The sequence below is a fragment of the Serratia sp. CY83965 genome, from assembly GCF_052166375.1.
In the GTDB taxonomy this organism is placed as follows: domain Bacteria; phylum Pseudomonadota; class Gammaproteobacteria; order Enterobacterales; family Enterobacteriaceae; genus Serratia; species Serratia marcescens.
On record NZ_JBJNOV010000011.1, the window covers coordinates 53,264 to 74,250 of the forward strand.

At 61.4% G+C, this 20,987-nt stretch carries 18 protein-coding genes; 8 read left to right on the forward strand and 10 right to left on the reverse strand.

Features of this window, described 5'->3' with window-relative positions; all coding sequences use genetic code 11:
• The first annotated feature begins 15 nt into the window (after positions 1–15).
• The 3 genes from recF (at position 16) to yidA (ending at position 4,474) form a co-directional block, all read left to right on the forward strand.
• Positions 16–1,101, forward strand: a complete 1,086-nt coding sequence (gene recF, locus ACJ8PL_RS20015) for a DNA replication/repair protein RecF (RefSeq protein WP_004933895.1) — start codon at positions 16–18, stop codon at positions 1,099–1,101.
• A gap of 18 nt (positions 1,102–1,119) precedes the next feature.
• Positions 1,120–3,534 carry a DNA topoisomerase (ATP-hydrolyzing) subunit B gene (gyrB, locus tag ACJ8PL_RS20020; protein WP_016929599.1) on the forward strand — a complete coding sequence of 805 codons (2,415 nt, stop codon included), beginning with the start codon at positions 1,120–1,122 and terminating at the stop codon, positions 3,532–3,534.
• Between the two features lie 124 nt (positions 3,535–3,658).
• Entirely contained in the window at positions 3,659–4,474 is an 816-nt protein-coding gene (gene yidA / locus ACJ8PL_RS20025; protein ID WP_016929598.1) for a sugar-phosphatase, read from the forward strand.
• Between the two features lie 25 nt (positions 4,475–4,499).
• Here yidA and ACJ8PL_RS20030 read toward each other — a convergent pair whose 3' ends face one another.
• Both ACJ8PL_RS20030 and ACJ8PL_RS20035 read right to left on the reverse strand, forming a co-directional pair.
• Positions 4,500–5,441 (reverse strand): ornithine cyclodeaminase family protein, encoded by a 942-nt coding sequence (locus tag ACJ8PL_RS20030; protein ID WP_079450358.1) that lies wholly within the window; start codon positions 5,439–5,441, stop codon positions 4,500–4,502.
• Positions 5,428–6,396 carry a threonine/serine dehydratase gene (locus ACJ8PL_RS20035; RefSeq protein WP_016929596.1) on the reverse strand — a complete coding sequence of 323 codons (969 nt, stop codon included), beginning with the start codon at positions 6,394–6,396 and terminating at the stop codon, positions 5,428–5,430. Before ACJ8PL_RS20035 ends, ACJ8PL_RS20030 begins: the two co-directional genes overlap by 14 nt.
• 489 nt (positions 6,397–6,885) lie before the next feature.
• Between ACJ8PL_RS20035 and ACJ8PL_RS20040 the strand changes: the two genes are divergently transcribed.
• The gene (locus ACJ8PL_RS20040; RefSeq protein ID WP_049299621.1) at positions 6,886–8,166 is read left to right on the forward strand and encodes a DUF3748 domain-containing protein; all 1,281 of its coding nucleotides are present in this window, start codon (positions 6,886–6,888) and stop codon (positions 8,164–8,166) included.
• A gap of 30 nt (positions 8,167–8,196) precedes the next feature.
• On the opposite strand, the gene ACJ8PL_RS20045 is transcribed toward ACJ8PL_RS20040, so the two are convergent.
• The gene (locus ACJ8PL_RS20045; RefSeq protein WP_049299620.1) at positions 8,197–8,544 is read right to left on the reverse strand and encodes a YceK/YidQ family lipoprotein; all 348 of its coding nucleotides are present in this window, start codon (positions 8,542–8,544) and stop codon (positions 8,197–8,199) included.
• A gap of 310 nt (positions 8,545–8,854) precedes the next feature.
• Here ACJ8PL_RS20045 and ibpA point away from each other — a divergent pair, with 310 nt between their 5' ends.
• From ibpA to ACJ8PL_RS20060, 3 genes are all read left to right on the forward strand, one after another.
• Entirely contained in the window at positions 8,855–9,268 is a 414-nt protein-coding gene (gene ibpA / locus ACJ8PL_RS20050; protein ID WP_004933919.1) for a small heat shock chaperone IbpA, read from the forward strand.
• Between the two features lie 107 nt (positions 9,269–9,375).
• Positions 9,376–9,804, forward strand: coding sequence for a small heat shock chaperone IbpB (gene ibpB / locus ACJ8PL_RS20055; protein WP_004933922.1), 429 nt, complete (start codon positions 9,376–9,378; stop codon positions 9,802–9,804).
• Positions 9,805–9,974: 170 nt separating this feature from the next.
• Positions 9,975–11,633 carry a putative transporter gene (locus tag ACJ8PL_RS20060; protein ID WP_016929592.1) on the forward strand — a complete coding sequence of 553 codons (1,659 nt, stop codon included), beginning with the start codon at positions 9,975–9,977 and terminating at the stop codon, positions 11,631–11,633.
• Positions 11,634–11,675: 42 nt separating this feature from the next.
• Here ACJ8PL_RS20060 and ACJ8PL_RS20065 read toward each other — a convergent pair whose 3' ends face one another.
• Positions 11,676–12,929, reverse strand: coding sequence for a valine--pyruvate transaminase (locus tag ACJ8PL_RS20065; protein ID WP_016929591.1), 1,254 nt, complete (start codon positions 12,927–12,929; stop codon positions 11,676–11,678).
• A gap of 135 nt (positions 12,930–13,064) precedes the next feature.
• Positions 13,065–15,128 carry an alpha-amylase gene (locus tag ACJ8PL_RS20070; RefSeq protein WP_079452266.1) on the reverse strand — a complete coding sequence of 688 codons (2,064 nt, stop codon included), beginning with the start codon at positions 15,126–15,128 and terminating at the stop codon, positions 13,065–13,067.
• Between the two features lie 195 nt (positions 15,129–15,323).
• On the opposite strand from ACJ8PL_RS20070, the gene ACJ8PL_RS20075 reads away from it, so the two are divergent.
• On the forward strand, positions 15,324–15,476 hold the full coding sequence (locus tag ACJ8PL_RS20075; protein ID WP_016929589.1) for a hypothetical protein: 153 nt from the start codon (positions 15,324–15,326) through the stop codon (positions 15,474–15,476).
• Between the two features lies 1 nt (position 15,477).
• On the opposite strand, the gene ghrB is transcribed toward ACJ8PL_RS20075, so the two are convergent.
• The 5 genes from ghrB to ACJ8PL_RS20100 all read right to left on the reverse strand — a co-directional run bounded on the left by ghrB (position 15,478) and on the right by ACJ8PL_RS20100 (position 20,864).
• Entirely contained in the window at positions 15,478–16,455 is a 978-nt protein-coding gene (ghrB, locus tag ACJ8PL_RS20080; protein ID WP_016929588.1) for a glyoxylate/hydroxypyruvate reductase GhrB, read from the reverse strand.
• A gap of 73 nt (positions 16,456–16,528) precedes the next feature.
• On the reverse strand, positions 16,529–17,797 hold the full coding sequence (locus tag ACJ8PL_RS20085; protein ID WP_049278444.1) for an MFS transporter: 1,269 nt from the start codon (positions 17,795–17,797) through the stop codon (positions 16,529–16,531).
• Between the two features lie 140 nt (positions 17,798–17,937).
• A complete protein-coding gene (locus tag ACJ8PL_RS20090; protein WP_442531351.1) occupies positions 17,938–18,903 on the reverse strand; it encodes a sugar kinase in 966 nt (321 codons plus the stop codon).
• A gap of 7 nt (positions 18,904–18,910) precedes the next feature.
• Positions 18,911–19,663, reverse strand: coding sequence for a sugar phosphate isomerase/epimerase family protein (locus ACJ8PL_RS20095; protein WP_016929585.1), 753 nt, complete (start codon positions 19,661–19,663; stop codon positions 18,911–18,913).
• A gap of 166 nt (positions 19,664–19,829) precedes the next feature.
• Complete coding sequence (locus tag ACJ8PL_RS20100) at positions 19,830–20,864, reverse strand: LacI family DNA-binding transcriptional regulator (protein WP_016929584.1); 1,035 nt, start codon at positions 20,862–20,864, stop codon at positions 19,830–19,832.
• Positions 20,865–20,987 lie beyond the last annotated feature (123 nt).

Below are 20,987 nucleotides of genomic sequence, written 5' to 3' on the forward strand. Positions count from 1 at the left end.
CGGTAAAGAGATTGCATGGCTCTGACGCGTTTATTGATTAAAGACTTCCGCAATATCGAGGCGGCGGATTTGGCGCTGGCGCCGGGATTCAACTTCCTGGTCGGCGCCAACGGCAGCGGCAAGACCAGCGTGCTGGAGGCGGTGTATACGCTCGGCCATGGCCGCGCCTTTCGCAGCCTGCAGGCCGGTCGGGTCATTCGCCACGACCAACCGGAGTTCGTGCTGCACGGCCGCATCGAAGGCGCGGAGCGCGAGCTGTCGGTAGGATTGAGCAAGAGCCGTCAGGGTGACAGCAAAGTACGCATCGATGGCAGCGACGGCCACAAGGTGGCCGAGCTGGCGCAGCTGCTGCCCATGCAGCTGATCACCCCCGAAGGTTTTACCCTGCTGAACGGCGGGCCGAAATTCCGGCGCGCTTTCCTGGACTGGGGCTGTTTTCATAACGAACCCGGTTTTTTCACCGCCTGGAGCAACCTGAAACGGTTACTGAAGCAGCGCAATGCCGCGCTGCGCCAGGTGAGTCGCTATGCGCAGATCCGCGCCTGGGATCAGGAACTGATCCCGCTCGCGGAGCGCATCAGCGAATGGCGGGCGGAATACAGCGACGCGATCGCCGCGGATATCACCGCGACCTGCGCGCAGTTTCTGCCTGAATTCGCCCTGAGCTTCTCCTTCCAGCGCGGCTGGGATAAAGAGAGCGATTACGGCGAGCTGCTGGAGCGCCAGTTTGAGCGCGACAGGGCGTTGACCTATACCGCGGTGGGGCCGCATAAAGCGGACTTTCGCATTCGTGCCGACGGCACGCCGGTAGAGGATTTGTTATCGCGCGGTCAGCTTAAGCTGCTGATGTGCGCGTTGCGCTTGGCGCAGGGTGAGTTTCTCACCCGGCAGAGCGGGCGGCGTTGCCTGTATCTGATTGATGATTTTGCCTCCGAGCTGGACACCGGCCGTCGCCGGTTGCTGGCCGATCGCCTGAAAGCCACCCAGGCCCAGGTTTTTGTCAGCGCGGTCAGCGCTGAGCAAGTGACCGACATGGCCGGTGAAAAGGGCAAGATGTTCCGCGTGGAACAGGGTAAAATAGAGGTTCAACCACAGGACTAAAATGAGCGAGAAACGTTGATGTCGAATTCTTATGACTCCTCAAGTATCAAGGTATTAAAAGGGCTGGATGCGGTGCGCAAGCGCCCGGGCATGTATATCGGCGATACCGATGACGGCACCGGTCTGCACCACATGGTATTCGAGGTTGTGGACAACGCTATCGACGAAGCGCTCGCGGGCCACTGTAGCGACATTCAGGTCACCATCCATGCCGACAACTCGGTATCGGTGCAGGATGACGGCCGCGGCATTCCGACCGGCATTCACCCGGAAGAAGGGGTTTCAGCCGCAGAGGTCATCATGACCGTGCTGCACGCCGGCGGTAAATTCGACGACAACTCCTATAAAGTTTCCGGCGGCCTGCACGGCGTGGGCGTCTCGGTGGTTAACGCCCTGTCGGAGAAACTGGAGCTGGTGATCCGCCGCGAAGGCAAAGTGCACGAACAAACTTACAGCCACGGCGAGCCGCAGGCGCCGCTGACCGTGGTGGGCGAAACCGAGCAGACCGGCACTATGGTGCGCTTCTGGCCAAGCCACCAGACCTTTACCAATGTGACCGATTTCGAGTACGACATTCTGGCCAAGCGCCTGCGCGAGCTGTCCTTCCTCAACTCCGGCGTGTCTATCCGCCTGAAGGACAAGCGCACTGACCGTGAAGACCACTTCCATTACGAAGGCGGCATCAAGGCGTTTGTCGAGTACCTGAACAAGAACAAAACGCCGATCCACCCGAACGTGTTCTACTTCTCCACCGTGAAAGACGACATCGGCGTGGAAGTGGCGCTGCAGTGGAACGACGGTTTCCAGGAAAACATCTACTGCTTCACCAACAACATTCCGCAGCGCGACGGCGGCACGCACCTGGTCGGTTTCCGTACCGCGATGACCCGTACGCTGAACAGCTACATGGAGAAGGAAGGCTACAGCAAGAAGGCCAAGGTCAGCGCCACCGGCGATGACGCGCGTGAAGGCCTGATCGCCGTGGTGTCGGTGAAGGTGCCGGATCCCAAGTTCTCCTCTCAGACCAAGGACAAGCTGGTCTCTTCTGAGGTGAAAACCGCGGTTGAAACGCTGATGAACGAGAAGCTGGTGGATTACCTGATGGAAAATCCGGGCGACGCGAAAATCGTGGTCGGCAAAATCATCGACGCGGCGCGCGCGCGCGAAGCGGCGCGTAAAGCGCGTGAGATGACCCGCCGCAAAGGCGCGCTGGATCTGGCCGGCCTGCCGGGCAAGCTGGCGGACTGCCAGGAACGCGATCCGGCGCTGTCCGAACTGTACCTGGTGGAAGGGGACTCCGCGGGCGGCTCTGCCAAGCAGGGGCGCAACCGCAAGAACCAGGCTATCTTGCCGCTGAAGGGGAAAATCCTCAACGTCGAGAAGGCGCGTTTCGACAAAATGCTCTCTTCCCAGGAAGTGGCGACGCTGATCACCGCGCTGGGCTGCGGCATCGGCCGTGACGAGTACAGCCCGGACAAGCTGCGTTACCACAGCATCATCATCATGACCGATGCTGACGTCGACGGTTCGCACATCCGTACGCTGCTGTTGACCTTCTTCTACCGCCAAATGCCGGAAATCATCGAGCGTGGCCACGTGTTCATCGCACAGCCGCCGCTGTACAAGGTGAAGAAAGGCAAGCAGGAGCAGTACATCAAAGATGATGAGGCGATGGATCAGTACCAGATCGCCATCGCGATGGACGGCGCCACGCTGCACACCAACGCCAGCGCACCGGCGCTCGGCGGCGAGCAGTTGGAAAAACTGGTGGCCGAGCACTATGGCGTGCAGAAGCTGATCGGCCGCATGGAGCGCCGCTACCCGCGCGCGCTGTTGAACAGCCTGATCTATCAGCCGACGCTGAACGAAGGCGATCTCAGCGATGAAGCCAAGGTGAAGACCTGGATCGCGTCGCTGGTGCAGGCGCTGAACGACAAAGAGCAGCACGGCAGCAGCTATGATTTCGTGATCTTCGAGAACCGTGAGCGCCAGATGTTCGAGCCGGCGCTGCGCATCCGCACCCACGGCGTGGATACCGACTACAAGCTGGACTTCGACTTCATCCACGGCGGCGAATACCGCAAGATCTGCCAGCTGGGCGAGCAGCTGCGCGGGCTGATCGAAGAGGGCGCGTTCATCGAGCGCGGCGAACGCCGTCAGCCGGTAGACAGCTTCGAGCAGGCGCTGGAGTGGCTGGTGAAAGAGTCGCGCCGCGGCCTGTCGGTACAGCGTTATAAAGGTCTGGGCGAGATGAACCCGGAGCAGCTGTGGGAAACCACCATGGATCCGGAAAGCCGCCGCATGCTGCGCGTGACCGTCAAGGACGCCATCGCTGCCGATCAGCTGTTCACCACGCTGATGGGCGATGCGGTTGAACCGCGTCGCGCCTTTATCGAAGAAAACGCCCTGAAAGCGGCGAACATCGATATCTGATGCGTTAATGGCTGTGAAAATCCGCGCCGGGCGACCCGCGCGGATTTTTTTTGGCCTTTTTTGGCGCTGACAGCCGAGGCTGAAACGCGTTAGCATGAATAAAAACCACTGGGAGAAGCGTTGAATGGCTATTGAACTGATTGCGATCGACATGGACGGCACGTTGCTGGATCCGCAGCATCAAATCACGCCGGCGGTAAAGCAGGCTATCGCGGCGGCGCGGCGCAAAGGGGTGCACGTGGTGCTGGCCACCGGGCGGCCATATGTCGGCGTGCAGGACTATCTGCGCCAGTTGGACATTCAGGGCCCTGGCGATTTCTGTATCACCTATAACGGCGCGCTGGTGCTGCGTGCGGCTGACGGCGCCTGCATTCTGCAAGAAACGCTGGGCTTTGAGGATTATCTGCACTTTGAGCAGATGGCGCGCGAGTTCGGCGTTCACTACCAGGCGTTTGATTTCGATACCCTGTATACCCCGAACAAGGATATCGGCAAGTACACCATACACGAAGCGGAAATGACCGGCATTCCGCTGAAATACCGCAGCGTGGAAGAGATGGATCGCCAGATGCGTTTCCCTAAAGTGATGATGATCGACGAGCCGGAGCTGTTGGACCGCGCTATCGCGCGCATCCCGGCGGAAACGCGCGAGCGTTATACCATCCTGAAAAGCGCGCCTTATTTCCTCGAGATCCTGCACAAGAACGTCGATAAGGGCGCCGGGGTGAGAATGCTGGCCGAGCATTTGGGCGTGGCGCGGGAAAACATCATGACGCTGGGGGATCAGGCCAACGATACGGCGATGATCGAATATGCCGGCGTCGGCGTTGCGATGGGCAACGCCATTCCCGAACTGAAAGCGGTGGCGCAGTTTGTCACCAGCGCCAATACCGAAGACGGCGTGGCGCGCGCTATCGAGAAGTTCGTGCTCAACGCCTGATAACGCGGGGCGCTGCGGCGCCTCTTTATACTTTCGCCAACACCCCTTTGGCGATCTGCAGATCCTGAATCGCCAGCCCGGTGAGATCGGCGATGGTGATGTGATGCGGCTCGCGTCGCACCCGTCCGCCCTGCGCCAATGCGGCGCCCATTTCGACGATTGGCGTTGAAATCAGCTTGTGCTGCCGATAAGCCGTTGCGATCTCGCCATAGTCTGTACACTGAGCCAGTGCATCGACCAGCAGCGCGTCCGCGCGGGCCACCAGCTCGGTCGCCAGCTCCTGCTTACCGGGCGCGTCGGCGCCCACCGCGGTAATGTGCGTGCCGGGCCGAATATCCGCCGCCTGCAAAATCGGTTCGCGGCTGGGCGTGGTGGTGACGATCAGCTGACAGTGCGCCGCCAGCTCCGCCGCATCCTGCGTGACCCGCACCCGAAAACCCTCGGCCTCGACATCGCGTCGATACGCCGCCAGCGCCTGTTCGTTGCGGCCCCACACCCATACCTCGCGGCAATCGGTCACCGGTTTCAGACATTGCAGCTGCAGCCGCGCCTGCAGGCCGGTGCCGACCATGCCTATCGCCTGAATATGCGGCGGTGCGCACAGATCGGCGGCGATGCGGCCGGCCAGTGCGGTGCGCAGCGCGGTCAGCCAACCCTCATCCTGCAACAGTGCGCGGGGCTCGCCGGTTTGGGCGGAGAACGCCATCATCAGCCCTTGATTGCTCGGCAGGCCTTGTTCGGCATTGCGATAGAAACCGGTGGAGATCTTGACCACGAACAGTTCGTCGCCTTCCAACCAGGCGGATTTGATGCAGCAGTCGCCGGCGGCCTGTTCGAACAGGAAATGCTGCGCCGGGGGCTGTTGTACCCGTTGTTGCGAGTAGGCGATAAAACCCTGCTTCAGCAGCGGCGTTATGGTCTCGGCGTCGAACGCGGCGAGAATTTGCTGCCGATTAAGGATGCGCATCGGCGATGGCCTTGAGGTATTTCTCCAGCACGATGTTTTTACCGCACAGCACTACCGCCACCTTTTTGCCTCGGTATTCCGGCGCCAGTTTGATCGCTGCCGCCAACGCCACGCCTGCTGCGCCTTCGATAATCCAGCGATCGCTGGCGGCGATCCGGCGCATCGCGAGTTTGATTTCTGCCTCGCTGACCAGCACTTTGCGGTCAATCAGCTGCTGGCACAGCGGGAAGGTCACGGCGCCCGGCTCGACGCCGCCGGCGGTGCCGTCGGACAAGGTTTCTTGTTCTTCCACCGGGAAGATATGGCCGGCTTCCAACGCGCTGTACAGGCTGGTGGCGTTTTCCGGCCAGCAGGCGATAAGCTGCGTGTTTGGCGACAGTTGCCGCAGAACGGTGCCGATGCCGGCGATATAGCCACCGCCGCCCACCGCCACGAATACCGCGTCCAGATCGGCGAGTTGTTCAACCAGCTCCATGCCGCAGGTGCCCTGGCCGGCGATCACCTGTTCGTCGTTATACGGCGAGATATAGGTTTTCCCCTGTTCGCGTGCGGCCAGTTCCCCCGCCAGTTCGGCGTTCAGCGCATCGCCCGGCACCAATTCCACGATGCCGCCCAGCGCCCGGATGGTGTCGAGCTTGATGCTCGCCGCCGTCTCCGGCGCATAAACCGTGACGCCAACGCCCATACGCTGCCCCGCCAGAGCGACCGCCTGGCCGTGGTTGCCGGTTGAGGCGGCGATCACGCCGCGCCGGCGTTGCTCGTTATCCAACAGCCGCAGCTTGTTGCTGGCGCCGCGAAATTTAAAGGAACCGGTGTGCTGCAGGTGGTCGCATTTCAGATACAGCTCGCAGCCCAATTGCTGAGAAAGCAGCACGCTGCGCTCCAGCGGCGTGACCCGCACCTGAGGGCGCAGTTGCTGATGAGCGGAAACAATGGCATCGAAGAGGGTGTTCATACCGGCTCCAGAAGATTTGTTTGGACTAAAAATCCAGTTTGTACTTTTTTGTATTAGTTGTAAACCCCGCAGCCCGACCCTCGGGCACACCGATCAGAAAACGGCAACGGTCGGAAGGAACATTGCGTTTTCGGTGAAAATAATCATAAACCGGTCGTCTAGCGGCACGATTTTTTATTTATTTGCGTTAAGTAAGGCGCCGCCGCTGCCTTATTCTTATAAGGAAGATGAGAATGAAAAAATAGGGTTTTCATCACCCACCCTATTACATTGGCGCCGTTGAGTTTCGCCGGCAGGAATACAATCGCCTAGTCGGCCGCTTATTTCCTGCCGACGCCGTCGATCGGCTTAAATGATAAGACGCTGAAAAATAATTGCGTGATTTCGAACCGAAAAATTCCTCCCGCCTCACCCTCACAGGCCATATGAAACGCTGCGGGCGATCCGGTAAGATGACGGCTCAGTGCCAGCATGTGCAGGAGAGCCGCCATGAGCCATCGGGAAAAACAACTGACTTTCGACCCACGCGGGCATCAGTTAACCAATATCAACGTCTGGACGCCGGACAGCCAATGGCTGGCTTATGACGTGCGTCCGCGCGGCGCCTCTTTCACCGGCCTCAGCATCGAGCGTGTCAACGTCGCCAGCGGCGCGGTGGAGGTGATTTATCGCGCCCAGCACGGCGCCCACGTCGGCGTGGTCACGGTCAGCCCCGATGCGCCGGCGCGCTATGCCTTTATTCACGGACCTGAGCACCCGGACAGCGCCTGGCAGTATGATTTTCACCACCGCCGCGGAGTGATCGTCAGCGAACCGGATCGCGAGTTGGCCATCACCCTCGACGCGCTGGATATCACCGCGCCCTATACGCCCGGCGCGCTGCGCGGCGGCAGCCATGTGCACGTTTTCAGTCCGGACGGCAGCCGCCTCAGCTTTACCTACAACGATCACGTGATGCATGAACGCGATCCGGCGCGCGATCTGCGCAACGTCGGCGTGGCCGTGCCGCTGCACGGGGTTAACCCGCCAAAACAGCACCCGCGCGAGTACGACGGCAGCCACTATTGCGTGTTGGTCAGCGAGACGGTGCCGCAGCCGCGGCCGGGCAGCGATCAGATTAATCGCGCTTACGAAGAAGGCTGGATCGGCCGCGAAGGCTACCGTAAGGCCGACGGCAGCCGGCAGCGCTGGGCGCTGGCATTTATCGGCGATACGTTGTCCGCCGCCGGAGAGAAGCTGTCTGAGGTGTTTATCGTCGATCTGCCGGAGAACGACGTCGACTACGCCCGGGCGGGCGCTCTGCCGCTGCAGGGGACGGAAAGCGAGCTGCCGGCGCCGCCGCTTGGCGTCAGGCAGCGGCGGGTAACCTTTACCGGGGATCGCCGTTTTCCTGGCGTGGCTGGTGCGCCGCGCCACTGGCTGCGCAGCTCGCCGGACGGCAGCCAGATAGCTTTTCTGATGAAGGACGACGGCGGCGTGGTGCAACTGTGGACGGTGTCGCCGAACGGCGGTGAGCCGCGCCAGGTCAGCCGTGGCGAGCATGACATCCAGTCGGCGTTCAGCTGGCACCCGCAGGGCGGGACGATAGCCTTGGTGTGCGACAACAGCGTGATGCTGTGCGAGGTGGCCAGCGGCCGCCTGCAGCGATTGACGCCGCGCAGCGTGCAGCCGCCGTCGGGGGATGCCGTGGTGTTTTCGCCGGATGGCAAGAAAGTGGCGTTTATGCGCGAGATAGCGGGGTTCAACCAGATCTTTGTGGTTGAGGCGTAAGGCGGGCCTGATGACCCGCTGCGTGTGCGATTAGTGCGTGGCGGTGCTGTCGTCGCCCTGACCGGGATTGCCGGTCGCCGCCAGATTCTGCTGCTCGCTGCGCAGGATACGCGCTTTTGGCGAGTCTGTGGTGGCGTCGTTGCCGGAGCGCAGATAGTCGTAAGGCAGCAGCACGGTATCCATCACCGCGGAGAACGGCAGATCCAGCGCCACCAGCGGCATCATCGCCCAGCTGGTGTTGTCGTCCTTCAGCATGTCCACGCTGGCGCGGGTGCCGGGATAGTAACCCTGATTCGGGCCGGTATGGCTCATTACGCTGGAGCAACCGCTGGTCGCCAACAACATGCAGCCCGTCGCTATCGCTTTCATCGTCGTCATTAATCCATCCTGCAGGGTTGCTGTTCCCCTAAATTAAGCTGATTTATAACATCCTGTTGCTGCTTTAAAAGAAGCAAAATCCCGCTCTGTGGCGGCTCTCTCACTTTAGTGTAAGTGGTAAAAAAAACTTTTACCTTATTGATGCAAATTTTTTTTGATCCTCGCCTGTTGAATTGATGAAAGCAACCCCCATTTTATCATCAGAGCCGAATTGAGAATTCGCCGTAAGGGAATTCTGGCTTAATTAGCCTGTCCAGAGTGGAAGGCGTATTTATTTCAACCTCGCTGAAGTGCCTTAGGAGGCTGTTTTATGCGTAATTTTGATCTTTCCCCGCTATACCGTTCCGCCATTGGTTTCGATCGCCTGTTCAACGCGCTGGAGGCTGGCCAGAGTCAGGGCAACGGCGGTTATCCCCCTTATAATGTCGAACTGGTGGATGAAAATCATTATCGGATCGCCATCGCGGTAGCCGGGTTTGCCGAGCAGGAGCTGGAGATCACCACGCAGGATAATCTGCTGATCGTGCGCGGGGCGCACAACAATGAACCGGCAGAAAAAACCTATTTATACCAGGGCATCGCCGAGCGTAATTTCGAGCGTAAATTCCAGCTGGCCGAACATATTCAAATTAAAGGCGCCAAACTGGAGAATGGCCTGTTGTATATCGACATGCAACGCATCGTGCCGGAAACATTAAAACCGCGCCGCATCGAAATTAAATAAATTTCCGTTTCGCCGGCAGGTACGCTGCCGGTAAATATGAAGTCATGATTAGCCTGCCGTCAGGGGGCTGAATAAACACATCTCGCTTAATGAAAGGAGTTGTTCCTATGCGTAATTACGATTTATCCCCGCTTCTGCGTCAGTGGATTGGTTTTGATAAATTGGCCAGTTCAATGGGCGGCCAGGAACCTCAGGGGTTCCCGCCGTATAACATCGAGAAAAGTGATGACAATCACTACCGCATTTCTCTGGCGCTGGCCGGTTTCCGGCAAAGCGAACTGAATATCGAAGTGGAAGGGCCGCGGTTGACCGTCAGCGGTAAACCCACGCCGCCGGAAAAACAGGTTGAATACCTGCATCAAGGTTTGGTGTGCAAAGAGTTCCAGCTGACTTTCACCCTGGCGGAGCATCTGCAGGTGTCCGAAGCCAAATTTGAAAACGGCCTGCTGCACATCGATCTGGTGCGTCAGGTGCCGGAAGCCTTGCAGCCGCAGCGTATCGCCATCGGTGCGACGCCGGAGCTGGAAGCGAAATAACCGACTGAAAAGCGGTCATCATCATGCGAGGGAGATCCCAACGGATCTCCCTCGCTGCGTTATGTGGCGCGTGCCACAGTCCCCCCTTCTGCCCGATGCCATAATCCTTGTTAATTGTGTGTCTTTGGCCGCAAATCCCGTGTTCAACTTTTTTGGCAAGGATGTGACCTATGAGCGATATCGCCCTGACCGTCAGCATGTTGGCGTTGGCGGCCGTCATTGGGCTGTGGATGGGGAACTGGAAGCTGTATGGCGTCGGGCTGGGCATCGGCGGCGTGCTGTTCGGCGGTATCCTGGTTGGCCACTTTGCCCAGAGTGGGCAAATCAGCCTGAACGGGGACATGCTGCACTTTATTCAGGAGTTTGGCCTGATCCTGTTCGTCTACACCATCGGCATCCAGGTCGGCCCCGGTTTCTTCTCTTCGCTGCGCGTCTCCGGTCTGCGACTCAACGCCTTCGCGGTGCTGCTGGTGGTGACCGGCGGCATAGTGGCGGCGGCGGTACACAAGCTGTTCGACGTGCCGCTGCCGATCATCCTCGGCGTGTTCTCCGGCGCGGTCACCAACACCCCGGCGCTGGGCGCCGGTCAACAAATCCTGACCGATCTCGGTTCCGATCCGGCGCTGGTGGACGGCATGGGGATGGGCTACGCCATGGCCTATCCGTTCGGCATATGCGGCATCCTGCTGGTGATGTGGCTGATCCGGCTGTTTTTCCGCATCAACATCGAGCGTGAGGCGCAGGCGTTTGAAAGCCGTCTGGGCAATCAGCGCGAGCTGCTGCACGCCATCAACGTGGCGGTGCGCAACCCCAATCTGCAGGGCATGGCGATCAAAAGCGTGCCGCTGCTCAACGGTGAAGCGATCGTCTGTTCGCGCCTCAAGCGCGGGGAGCTGCTGATGGTGCCGGCGCCGCACGAGCGGCTGGAGCTTGGCGACTACCTGCACCTGGTGGGCAAACGCGAAGATCTGGAGAACGCCCGGTTGGTGATCGGCGAAGAGGTGGATGCCTCGCTGTCGACGCGCGGCACTGCGCTGCAGGTGGTGAGGGCGGTGGTGACCAACGAGCAGGTGCTGGGCAAGAAAATCCGCGATCTGAATCTGAAGCAAAAGTATGACGTGGTGATTTCACGCCTCAACCGCGCCGGCGTGGAGCTGGTGGCCGGCAGCAACGTGACGCTGCAGTTTGGCGACATTCTCAACCTGGTCGGCCGGCCGGAGGCCATCGACGCGGTGACGGCGATTGTCGGCAACGCCCAACAAAAACTGCAGCAGGTGCAGATGCTGCCGGTCTTTATCGGTATTGGTCTCGGGGTATTGCTCGGTTCCATTCCGCTGTTCGTGCCCGGCTTCCCGGCGGCATTGCGGCTGGGGCTGGCCGGCGGGCCGCTGGTGGCGGCACTGATCCTGGGGCGCATCGGCAGCATCGGCAAGCTGTACTGGTTTATGCCGCCGAGCGCCAACCTGGCGCTGCGCGAACTGGGCATCGTGCTGTTTCTGGCGGTGGTCGGATTGAAGTCGGGCGGCAACTTCATCGATACGTTGCTGCACGGCGAGGGGCTGACGTGGGTCGGGTACGGCGCCTTGATCACCGCCATTCCGCTGCTGAGCGTCGGCATTCTGGCGCGCACGGTGGGCAAGATGAACTATCTGACGCTGTCCGGCATGCTGGCGGGATCGATGACCGATCCGCCGGCGCTGGCCTTCGCCAACGGTCTGCATCCCACCAGCGGCGCCGCCGCGCTGTCTTACGCCACCGTATATCCGTTGGCGATGTTCCTGCGCATCATGTCGCCGCAGCTGCTGGCGGTGCTGTTCTGGACGCTGTAATCCAAAAAAAGGGCGCCGTGGTGGCGCCCCGATGGGTTGAGCTCAGTTCGCTTCCTGATGCGCGCGTTCGATCTCTTCCGCCAGGATCGCCACGCCGCGCTCGATTTTCTCCGGATCGGGCACGTAGTTCATGCGCATGCACTGGTGAGTGTGCGGCCAGTCGTGCTCCAGCCCCGGGAAGAAGTAGTGGCCCGGCACCATCAGCACGCCGCGCTTTTTCAGGCGCTGATACAGCACTTCGGTGGTGATCGGCAGATCCTTGAACCACAGCCAAAGGAAGATAGCCCCTTCCGGTTTGTGGATCAGGCAGCGCTCCGGCGACAGGTAGCGGCGAATAATCTCGATGGTGTGCTCGACGCGCTGTTTGTAGAACGGGCGAATCACCTCGTTCGACAGTCGCAGCAGATCGCCGCGCGCGATCATTTCCGTCGCCATCGCCGGCCCCATGCTGCCCGGCGACAGGCTGATGATGCCGTTCATGTTGGTCAACGCGGTGATCACCTTCTCGTCGGCGATCACGATGCCGCAGCGCGAGCCCGGCAGGCCGAGTTTGGACAGGCTCATGCACAGAATGGTGTTCGGGTTCCACAGCGGCGTGGCGTCGCTGAAGATAATACCGGGGAACGGCACGCCGTAGGCGTTATCGATCACCAGCGGAATATCGCGTTGCTGCGCCAGCAGGTCGAGCTTCATCAGCTCTTCGTCGGTGATCACGTTGCCGGTCGGGTTGGTCGGCCGTGAAACGCAGATCATGCCGATGTCGTCGCCAAGGGTGAGGTGTTCGAAATCAACGTGATATTTGAACTGGCCGTCCGGCAGCAGCTCGATGTTCGGTTTGGCGGAGACGAACAGCCCTTCGTCCAGCCCGGCGTCGGCATAGCCGATATATTCCGGCGCCAATGGGAACAGCACGCGGCGGCGCGAACCGTCGGCGTAGCGGCCGGCGAACAGGTTGAACAAGTAGAAAAACGCGCTTTGGCTGCCGTTCGTCAGTGCAATATTCTGTGGCGAAATCTCCCAGCCAAGCTCGTCGCGCAGCAGATTGGCCAGCGCTTTCAGCAGCGCGTCCTTGCCTTGCGGGCCGTCGTAGTTGCACAACGCTTCGGTCAGTTTGCCCTGGTCGAGCATCTCCTGGCACAGCTGTTTGAAGTAGGCTTCCATCTCTGGGATCTGCGCCGGGTTGCCGCCGCCGAGCATGATGGCACCGGGGGTGCGCAGGCCTTCGTTCAGGTCGTCCATCAAACGGGTAATGCCCGCATAACGGGTAAATTTTTCGCCGAAAAGTGAGAAAGTCATAGGTGTAGCAGTACTGTTTCTTAGCAGGTAATCCCCCACCATACCGCCAGACAAATCCCGCTGCAATGCGGCCGACAAATCGACCAATGGGCAAAAGCTTCGCTCATTGGCCTATTGTTAGCATATTACGCTGGATTATTGTGACCGTTCGCCGGCCCATACCACCATCACCTTATCGTCGCCGAGCCGACGGCTGAAAGCATAGTAGGCGGCGTGCGGCTGCGGGTTTTGCACGCCGCCGCCGATCGCCGGGTGGCGAGCGCGGAACTGCCCCAACCGTTGCCAGTGGGCCAGCAGCGGGGCTTTTTCCCCCTGCAGATCAGGCCAGTTCATGTCGGAGCGGGTGCCCTGCAGCGGATCGGAGCCGGTTGGGCCGAGCGGGCGGCCGCTTTCATCGCCGTAGTAAATCTGCACCGCGCCCGGCGCCAGCAACAGCAGGTTCGCCGCCCGCTGTTGGCGCACCTGCGAGCCTTTGGCGTCGCTGGCGAAGAACAGCCGGGTGTCGTGTGAAGAGAGGTAGCTCAGCACGTTGAAGTCCTGCAGCCGTTCGGCCATCTGCCGGTAGGTGGCGTCGATATCGGCGAAGCAGCCCAGCGCCTGCGACGCCTGGTCCTGGAAATCGAAGTTGATCATCGCGTCGAAACCGTTTTGGTAATAATCGCTTTTCATCACCCCGTGGCCCCAGGCCTCGCCGGTCATCCAAAACGGCGCATCATCCAGCGCCTGCTGCGGATGCTCCGCTTTCCACGCCGCCAATGCCGCCGTGGCGCGCTGTTTCAACAGCGCCAGCGTCGGTTTTTCCACGTGCTTGGCGGTGTCGACGCGGAAACCGTCGATGCCGTAATCGCGCACCCACTGGCTGAGCCAGACGGTCAGGTAATCGCGGGTGGCGGCGCCGGGCATGTCGCGCGCGGCGGTGTCGGGTTTGTGGCGATAGAACAGCGGCAGGCCGCTGGCGCCGGGCGCTTCGGTTTTGATGTCCGGCAGGAAGGCCAGCGACATCGTCAAATCGTCATAGCCCGGCGCGTCATAGTCGCCGATGTCGGTGCGGATCCAATTTTTCCCCCACCATGGGCGCCAGCCCGCCTTGTCGCTGAAGTTGATGTAGTCGTTGAAGCTGTGCCAGTTTTGCCCTGGCCCGGGGCGCCAGTCGCTCCAGTTTTTCCCCAGGGTTTTCTCCACCTCCGCGCCTTGCAGATACAGCGAGCCGAAGTGGAACGTCTGCATATCCGCCAGCGTGGCGTAGCCGACGTGGTTCACCACCACGTCGAACAGAATGCGAATGCCGCGGCGATGCGCCTGCTCGACCAGCGTGCGCAGCTCCTGTTCGGTGCCCATGTTGGCGTCGAGGCGCGTCCAGTCCAGCGCGTAATAGCCGTGATAGGCGTAATGCGGGAAATCGCCTTGGGTGCCGCCGCCGACCCAGCCGTGGATCTGCTCCAGCGGCGAGCTGATCCACAAGGCGTTGACGCCGAGCTGCTGCAGATAATCCAGCTTCTGCGTCAGGCCGGCCAGATCGCCGCCGTGAAAGGTGCCTATTTCCTGCAGGCCGTCGCTGCGGCGCCCGTAGCTGTGGTCATTGGCCGGATTGCCGTTCTCAAAGCGATCGGTCAGCACGAAGTAGACCGTGGCGTTATGCCAACTGAACGCCGCCGGTTTCGCCGTGGCGGCGGATTCCAGCAGCAACAGGCCGCCGCTGGCGGCGGCGGGCTGCAGCGTGATTTTCCCCTGGCTCACCTGCGCCGTTTGACCGGAATAGAAATCGCGCAGCGTTTCGCCTTCGGCGAAGGTGGAGGCGACGTCGACCGTGACCGGCTTGCCGTCCCAGCGCGGGCAACTGCGCACGGCAACGGCGGCGTTTTCCGGCGCGCGGCTCAGGCTGAGCTGCAGCGTCGGCGTGCCGCTGCGCGTGTCGATGCGCACCTGATAGTCGCCTGCGCGGAACTGCCGCCAGCTGACCGGCGGATGGGCGCCGCAGGGCTGCAGTGACAGCGCCTGGTTAAGTTTTACCGCCTCGGCCGGCTGCCAGCAGTGGTTATCCTGATACAGGCGCAGCGGCAACTGGCCCTTGGGCAGCGCGGCCTGGCTGGCGAACAGCCCGGCGGCCGTTTCGTCGAAGGCCGGGAATCCCGGCAACGTCCAGCCGGCCAGCGCCGAAGGCGACAGCAGCATCAACAAGGGCAGGGGTAACAGTTTCATGGCTCTCCTTACGCGCGGCAGGAAGCGTTTTTTCCGCTGGGTAGCGCCAGTGTGGCAAACGGCGGAAAAATGGCCTCCTCCCTGAGAGGGTTTTTCGGGGAGGAGAGGAAGGGCGGAGCGTTTTCGGATTGATTCGGCTTGGCTTTGCGCGCGCGCTGCGGCAGATTAAACGATGAACATCAAAGGAGGTTAGCGATGACGGACAAAAACTGGCGAGAAGAGATCGTTCAGGCAATTCAGGATGCCGAATTGCAGCACTTCGCCGAAGAACATCAGCTGCAGGCGCTGTTCGCGCCGCCGCAGGAAGAGCAACACGGCCGGTTATCCGCAGACCACCGGCCGCGCTGAGTTATTTCCGCAACAGCTGCGGGTTGACGCAGTTTTCTTTCACTGTGCCGGTCAACGCGGCGATCAAATTATCCACCGCGCAGGCGGCCATGCCGTAGCGCGTTTCATGGGTGGCGGAACCGATGTGCGGCAACGCCACCACGTTCGGCATGCTGAGCAGCGGCGAATTGGCCGGCAGCGGCTCTTTCTCGAACACGTCCAACCCGGCGGCGTGGATCACGCCGTTTTGCAGCGCTTCGATCAGCGCCTGCTCATCCACCACCGGCCCGCGGCCGGCGTTGATCAGAATGCCGCTTTTCTTCATCTTCGCCAGCTGATCGCGGCCGATCATGTGGAAGGTTTGTTCGGTCAGCGGCAGCGTGATGCAAACGAAATCCGATTCGGCCAGCAGGGTATCCAGATCGCAGCGGCGCGCGTTGAAGCGCTGTTCCGCCTCTTCGTGCGTGCGGCGGGCGTTGTAGAGCACCGGCATGCCGAAGCCGAAGTGCGCGCGCTGCGCCAGCGCCAGGCCGATGCGCCCCATGCCGAGGATGCCGATGGTTTTGTGGTGCACGTCGACGCCGAACCAGTCCGGCCCGATGCTGCCGCGCCATTCGCCGGCCTTCACCCGCTCCGCCACTTCCACCACCCGGCGCGCGGTCGCCAGCACCAGGCTCATGATGGTGTCGGCGACGGTTTCGGTCAGCACCGTCGGGGTGTGCATCAGCAGCACGTTATGGGCGTTGAGCGCCTCGACGTCGAAGTTGTCGTAGCCGACGGAAACGGTCGAGGCCGCGCGCAGTTTGGGCGCCTGCTGCAGGAAGGCTTCGTCAATTTTACCGCCGGAACCGATGATCCCTTCGGCCTGCTGCAGCGCCTGGCGCAGTTCGTCGCGGTTCTCCGGCTGCAGGCCGTTGAAGGCGTGCACGGTGAAGTGCTGTTCCAGACGTTCACGCAGATCGGCGGGCAGGCTTTTGTACAATACGATAGAAGGCTTCATCACGAACTCCAGCTGAGCCAAAGGGGGCATGGCGCCCCCCCGGTTGGGTTAACAGAGAAAAAGTATAACCGGATCAAGCCAATTGCGGCTGGATCTCGTTGCGGGCGGGCTTGACGATCAGCGTCAGCACCACCGCCACCACCAGTGCGATGGCCATAAACATGTAAGAGGCCGCCGGGCTGCCGGTGGCGCCATTCAGATAGCCGACGAACCACGAACCGAAGAACGAACCCAGCGCGCCCATGCTGTTGATCAGCGCCATGGCGCCGCCGGCGACGTTTTTCGGCAGCATTTCCGGAATGATGGCGAAGAACGGCCCATAAGGGGCATACATCGCAGCGCCGGCGACCACCAGCAGGCCGTAGGAGATCCAGAAGTGGTTGGCGCCGACGGCGTAAGATCCGAAGAACGCCAGCGCGCCGATCAGCAGCAGCGGCCAGACGAACAGCTTGCGGTTTTGCATTTTGTCCGACGCCCAGGAGACGACGACCATGGCGATGGTTGCCGCCAGGTAAGGCACCGCCGACAGCCAGCCGGCTTCCACCATGCCCATCTGCATGCCGCTGCGCAGGATGGAAGGCAGCCACAGCACGAAGCCATACACGCCGATGCTCCAGGCGAAGTACTGCACGCACAACAGGATCACGTTGCGTGAGCGGAAGGCTTCGCCGTAGTTGCGCACGGCCTTGATGCCTTTCTGCTCTTCGTCCAGCTGCTGTTGCAGCGCCTGTTTCTCATCGGCGCTCAACCAACCGGCCTGCGCCGGTTTGTCTTTCGCCAGCACCCACCAGCAGAACGCCCAGATAACCGCCGGAATGCCCTCGATGATAAACATTTCGCGCCAGCCGAAGGCGTGGATCAGGTAGCCTGACACCACCGACATCCACAGCACCGTCACCGGGTTGCCGAGGATCAGGAAGGTATTGGCGCGTGACCGTTCCGATTTGGTGAACCAGTTGCTGATGTAGATCAGCATCGCCGGCATCACCGCCGCTTCCACCACGCCGAGAATAAAGCGGATGGCGGCCAGCATCGGGATATTGCTGACCACGCCGGTCAGCGAGGCGCAACCGCCCCACAGGATCAGGCACCAGAAGATCAATTTTTTGACGCTGCGGCGTTCGGCGTAGATGGCGCCGGGAATTTGGAAGAAGAAATAACCGAGGAAAAACAGCGCGCCCAACAGCGAGGCCATGCCCTTGGTGATGCCGAGATCTTCATTGATGCCGGCGGCGGAGGCGAAGCTGAAGTTGGCGCGATCGAGATAGGCCAGGCTGTAGGTGATAAACACGATGGGCATGATGTACCACCAGCGTTTGGCCGCGACAGTCGCTTTGTTCATGTTCAGTATCCTTCAGTGGTGTTGCATCCCCTTCGCACGGCACGCTGGGCGTGAAAGACGAAGGGGCAGATGCTCTCCCGACGCGTCCCGGTTGTAGGGCCAGAGGCTGACGTCATGCGGAGAAGTCGTTTTTTTTATTGTTATTCGGCCAGCGCCGCACGGGTCGGCAGGCCTTCGCTGTCGCCGATGGCCTGGATCGCCAGCGAGCCGATTTTGTTGCCGCGCTGCACCGCCTGTATCAGCGTTTTGCCTTCCAGCAGGGCGCTGAGGGTGCCGACGGCAAAGCCGTCCCCGGCGCCGACGGTATCCACTACGTTGTCGACCTTGACTGCGGCTACCGCCGCCTTATCGCCGGCGGCGGTTTTAAACCAGGCGCCGTCCGGGCCGGTTTTGATGATCACCGCCTGCACGCCGCGTTCCAGATAGAAATCGGCGATGCCTTCCGGCGTCGATTGGCCGGTGAGGATCTGCCCTTCTTTCAGCCCCGGCAGCACCCAGTCGGCGGCGAACGCCAGCTGGTTCAGCTGCTCGATCATCACCTCGCGGCTGGGCCACAGCACCGGGCGCAGATTGGGGTCGAACGAAATGGTTTTGCCCATGGCTCGCATCTCGCGCGCCGCATGGTGGCACAGTGCCAGCGATTCGCCGGACAGCGCCGCCGCCACGCCGCTCAGGTGCAGGTGGCGCGCGGAACCGAAATACTCGCGATTAAAATCGGCAATCGACAGGTGGCTGGCCGCCGAGCCCTTGCGGAAGTATTCCACGCTGGGATCGGTACCATCGGTGGTTTTGGATTTCACCTGAAAACCGGTGGGGTAGTGGCCGTCGACCGTCACCTGCCGGTAATTGATGCCTTCCTTTTTCAACTGCTGCAGGGTGAAGCGGCCGAACGAATCGTTGCCGACGCGGCTGACCCAGCCGACGTTCATGCCCAGACGCGCCAGGCCGATCGCCACGTTCAGTTCGGCGCCGGCGATGCGTTTGGTGAAGGTTTCCACCTCCGTCAAATCGCCGGTCTGCGCCGCCACGAACATCGCCATGGCTTCACCCAGCGTGACCACATCCAAGGGCGCCTGCTGCGCCGTCGTTGCCGTTAACGTTGTCATCATGGGGTTACTCCGCACGCAAGATATTGACGTAATGGCGGGTGACGGCTTCCAGGTCATCGCCCTGCAACGGGAATTCGATACCGCGCGGCACATCGTGCGGCAGGCGGGCCAGCAGGTCGCGCCAGCTGCCGTCGGTATCGTCCAGCGCGATGGCGCGCCAGCCGCGCGGGCCTTGGGTGGCGGCTTTGACGTGCACGTAACCGACGTGGCGGGCCAGGCGTTCGGCGGCGGCGAAGGCGTCTTGCCCCACCCACAGCCAGTTGGCCATATCGAAGGTCATGCTGACCGGCAGGTGGCTATCTTCCGCGGCGTGGAAAAAGGCGTTCAGCATCGACAAAATGCCGCAGTCCGGCGTTTGGTCGTTCTCGACCACCAGCTTGACCGGGTGTTGCTCCAGCGCCACTTTCAGCTCGGTAAAATCGAAGCCGGGGCGGAAATGGCCGAGGGACAGCTTCAACTGGCGCGCATTCAGCGTCTGCGCTTCCGCCAGCAGCGCCGGCAGGTTGGGGTTCAGCGTATGTTGCGGGGTGAACAGCGCCTCAGGGGCGGAGTAGACGGCGAACAGCTGCTGGCGATCGATCTCTTGCGCCAGCGCCGGCAGGCTGTCCAGCTCGCCGGCGGTGAACAGTTCGCGGCGGATCTCCACTCCGTCGGCGCCCGCGCCGGCGATGAGGGGCAACAGCGCGCGCTGGCCGCCGTGTTGTTTGACGGTATCGGTGCCGTAGGCGCCGGTGACCACGATGATTTCTGTTTTCATTTTGACTCCTGAGGCGGCATTGTCGCCGCCGCTGCTGTTACCGGTACGTTAAATGGAACCGGTTCCAGCGAAAAGCGGCAGAGTGTAAAAATATGATCGCAATCACGAAGCTGAGCAAAAAACAGCCGGCGAGGGCGGGGCGGTCAACGGCCCCGGAAAAGGCGGGTTAGCGGGTGGTGGAGCCTCGGACGATCAGCTCGCCGGAGAACATCTGCTCGCCGCTGGGGGCGGCCAGGCCCTGAATGCGTTGCACCAGCCGCTCCAGCGCCGCGTGCCCCATTTGGTAGGTGGGCTGTTTCAGCGTGGTGATGCCGACGCCCGCCAGTTCCGCCCACTCCAGCTCGTCGAAGCCCAGCAGGCCGATGTCGTTGCCCCACTGGATGCCGAGCCGACGCATGGCGCGCGCCACCTGCAGCGTCAGGGCGCCGTTGGCGGAGATCACCGCCTTGCGCATGCCGCGGTGGCGGCCGCTGAAATCGCTCAGCACCTGCTCCAGTTTCTGCCGATCGTTGAGCGGCGTTTCGGCCTGCTCCGCCAACAGCGCGGGGTGCTGCGCCATGGTATGCCTGAAGGCGTGCAGGCGTTCCAGGCGGGTATTGACCGTACCGAGCGGCTCGCTGAGGAACAGGATCGCTTCGAAACCTTGTTGCAACAGGTGTTCGGTGGCGACGGTGGCGGCTTCGCGGTTGTTCAGGCCCACCACATCGCAGGCGAAGTCGGGGATTTTGCGGTCGATCAGCACCATCGGCAGCATCGACTGTTGCAGCGTGGATAACGCTTCCTCGCGCATGCCGACCGCGTTGACCACAATGCCTTCCACCCGGTAACTGCTGAGCAGCTGCAGGTAGTGCTGTTCCTGATTGACTTCGTTGTTGGTGTTACACACCAGCAGGGTAAAACCGTGTTGACGGCAGGCGGCCTCGATGCCGCGCATCACGTCCACTGAATAGGGGTTGGTGATATCGGCGAGGATCAGGCCGATCAGGCGGGTCTGGCCGCCCTTCAGGCTGCGCGCCATCTGGCTTGGCCGGTAGTCGAGCTGCTGGATAGCCTGTTCGATGCGCTGTTTGAGATCGTCGGAAAGCAGGTGCTGTTCACCATTCAGATAGCGCGACACGCTGGTCTTGCCGGTTTTGGCGATGCTGGCCACATCGCTGATGGTGGCGCGTCCTGAGGCGCGCGTTGCCTTGCCTGTGCTCACAGCCGATCCCTCCTGCGGTTAATTGCCAAGGAGACTACCATACCCGATGTGCGAGCGGGAATATTGAAGGATAAGGAGAAAGTCGGGAGGAAGCGGCGGGGCGCAGGTGGCGCCCCGCACGGG

What these genes read in the sequence shown, in the direction of transcription:
- ACJ8PL_RS20070 (WP_079452266.1), bottom strand. Translation starts at nt 15,128, where the DNA reads ATGAAACTGTTACCCCTGCCCTTGTTGATGCTGCTGTCGCCTTCGGCG.
- ACJ8PL_RS20065 (WP_016929591.1), bottom strand. Translation starts at nt 12,929, where the DNA reads ATGACTTTCTCACTTTTCGGCGAAAAATTTACCCGTTATGCGGGCATT.
- ibpB (WP_004933922.1), top strand. Translation starts at nt 9,376, where the DNA reads ATGCGTAATTACGATTTATCCCCGCTTCTGCGTCAGTGGATTGGTTTT.
- ACJ8PL_RS20095 (WP_016929585.1), bottom strand. Translation starts at nt 19,663, where the DNA reads ATGAAAACAGAAATCATCGTGGTCACCGGCGCCTACGGCACCGATACC.
- ghrB (WP_016929588.1), bottom strand. Translation starts at nt 16,455, where the DNA reads ATGAAGCCTTCTATCGTATTGTACAAAAGCCTGCCCGCCGATCTGCGT.
- ACJ8PL_RS20085 (WP_049278444.1), bottom strand. Translation starts at nt 17,797, where the DNA reads ATGAACAAAGCGACTGTCGCGGCCAAACGCTGGTGGTACATCATGCCC.
- ACJ8PL_RS20040 (WP_049299621.1), top strand. Translation starts at nt 6,886, where the DNA reads ATGAGCCATCGGGAAAAACAACTGACTTTCGACCCACGCGGGCATCAG.
- yidA (WP_016929598.1), top strand. Translation starts at nt 3,659, where the DNA reads ATGGCTATTGAACTGATTGCGATCGACATGGACGGCACGTTGCTGGAT.
- ACJ8PL_RS20090 (WP_442531351.1), bottom strand. Translation starts at nt 18,903, where the DNA reads ATGACAACGTTAACGGCAACGACGGCGCAGCAGGCGCCCTTGGATGTG.
- ACJ8PL_RS20045 (WP_049299620.1), bottom strand. Translation starts at nt 8,544, where the DNA reads ATGACGACGATGAAAGCGATAGCGACGGGCTGCATGTTGTTGGCGACC.
- ACJ8PL_RS20030 (WP_079450358.1), bottom strand. Translation starts at nt 5,441, where the DNA reads ATGCGCATCCTTAATCGGCAGCAAATTCTCGCCGCGTTCGACGCCGAG.
- ACJ8PL_RS20060 (WP_016929592.1), top strand. Translation starts at nt 9,975, where the DNA reads ATGAGCGATATCGCCCTGACCGTCAGCATGTTGGCGTTGGCGGCCGTC.
- ACJ8PL_RS20075 (WP_016929589.1), top strand. Translation starts at nt 15,324, where the DNA reads ATGACGGACAAAAACTGGCGAGAAGAGATCGTTCAGGCAATTCAGGAT.
- gyrB (WP_016929599.1), top strand. Translation starts at nt 1,120, where the DNA reads ATGTCGAATTCTTATGACTCCTCAAGTATCAAGGTATTAAAAGGGCTG.
- recF (WP_004933895.1), top strand. Translation starts at nt 16, where the DNA reads ATGGCTCTGACGCGTTTATTGATTAAAGACTTCCGCAATATCGAGGCG.
- ACJ8PL_RS20035 (WP_016929596.1), bottom strand. Translation starts at nt 6,396, where the DNA reads ATGAACACCCTCTTCGATGCCATTGTTTCCGCTCATCAGCAACTGCGC.
- ibpA (WP_004933919.1), top strand. Translation starts at nt 8,855, where the DNA reads ATGCGTAATTTTGATCTTTCCCCGCTATACCGTTCCGCCATTGGTTTC.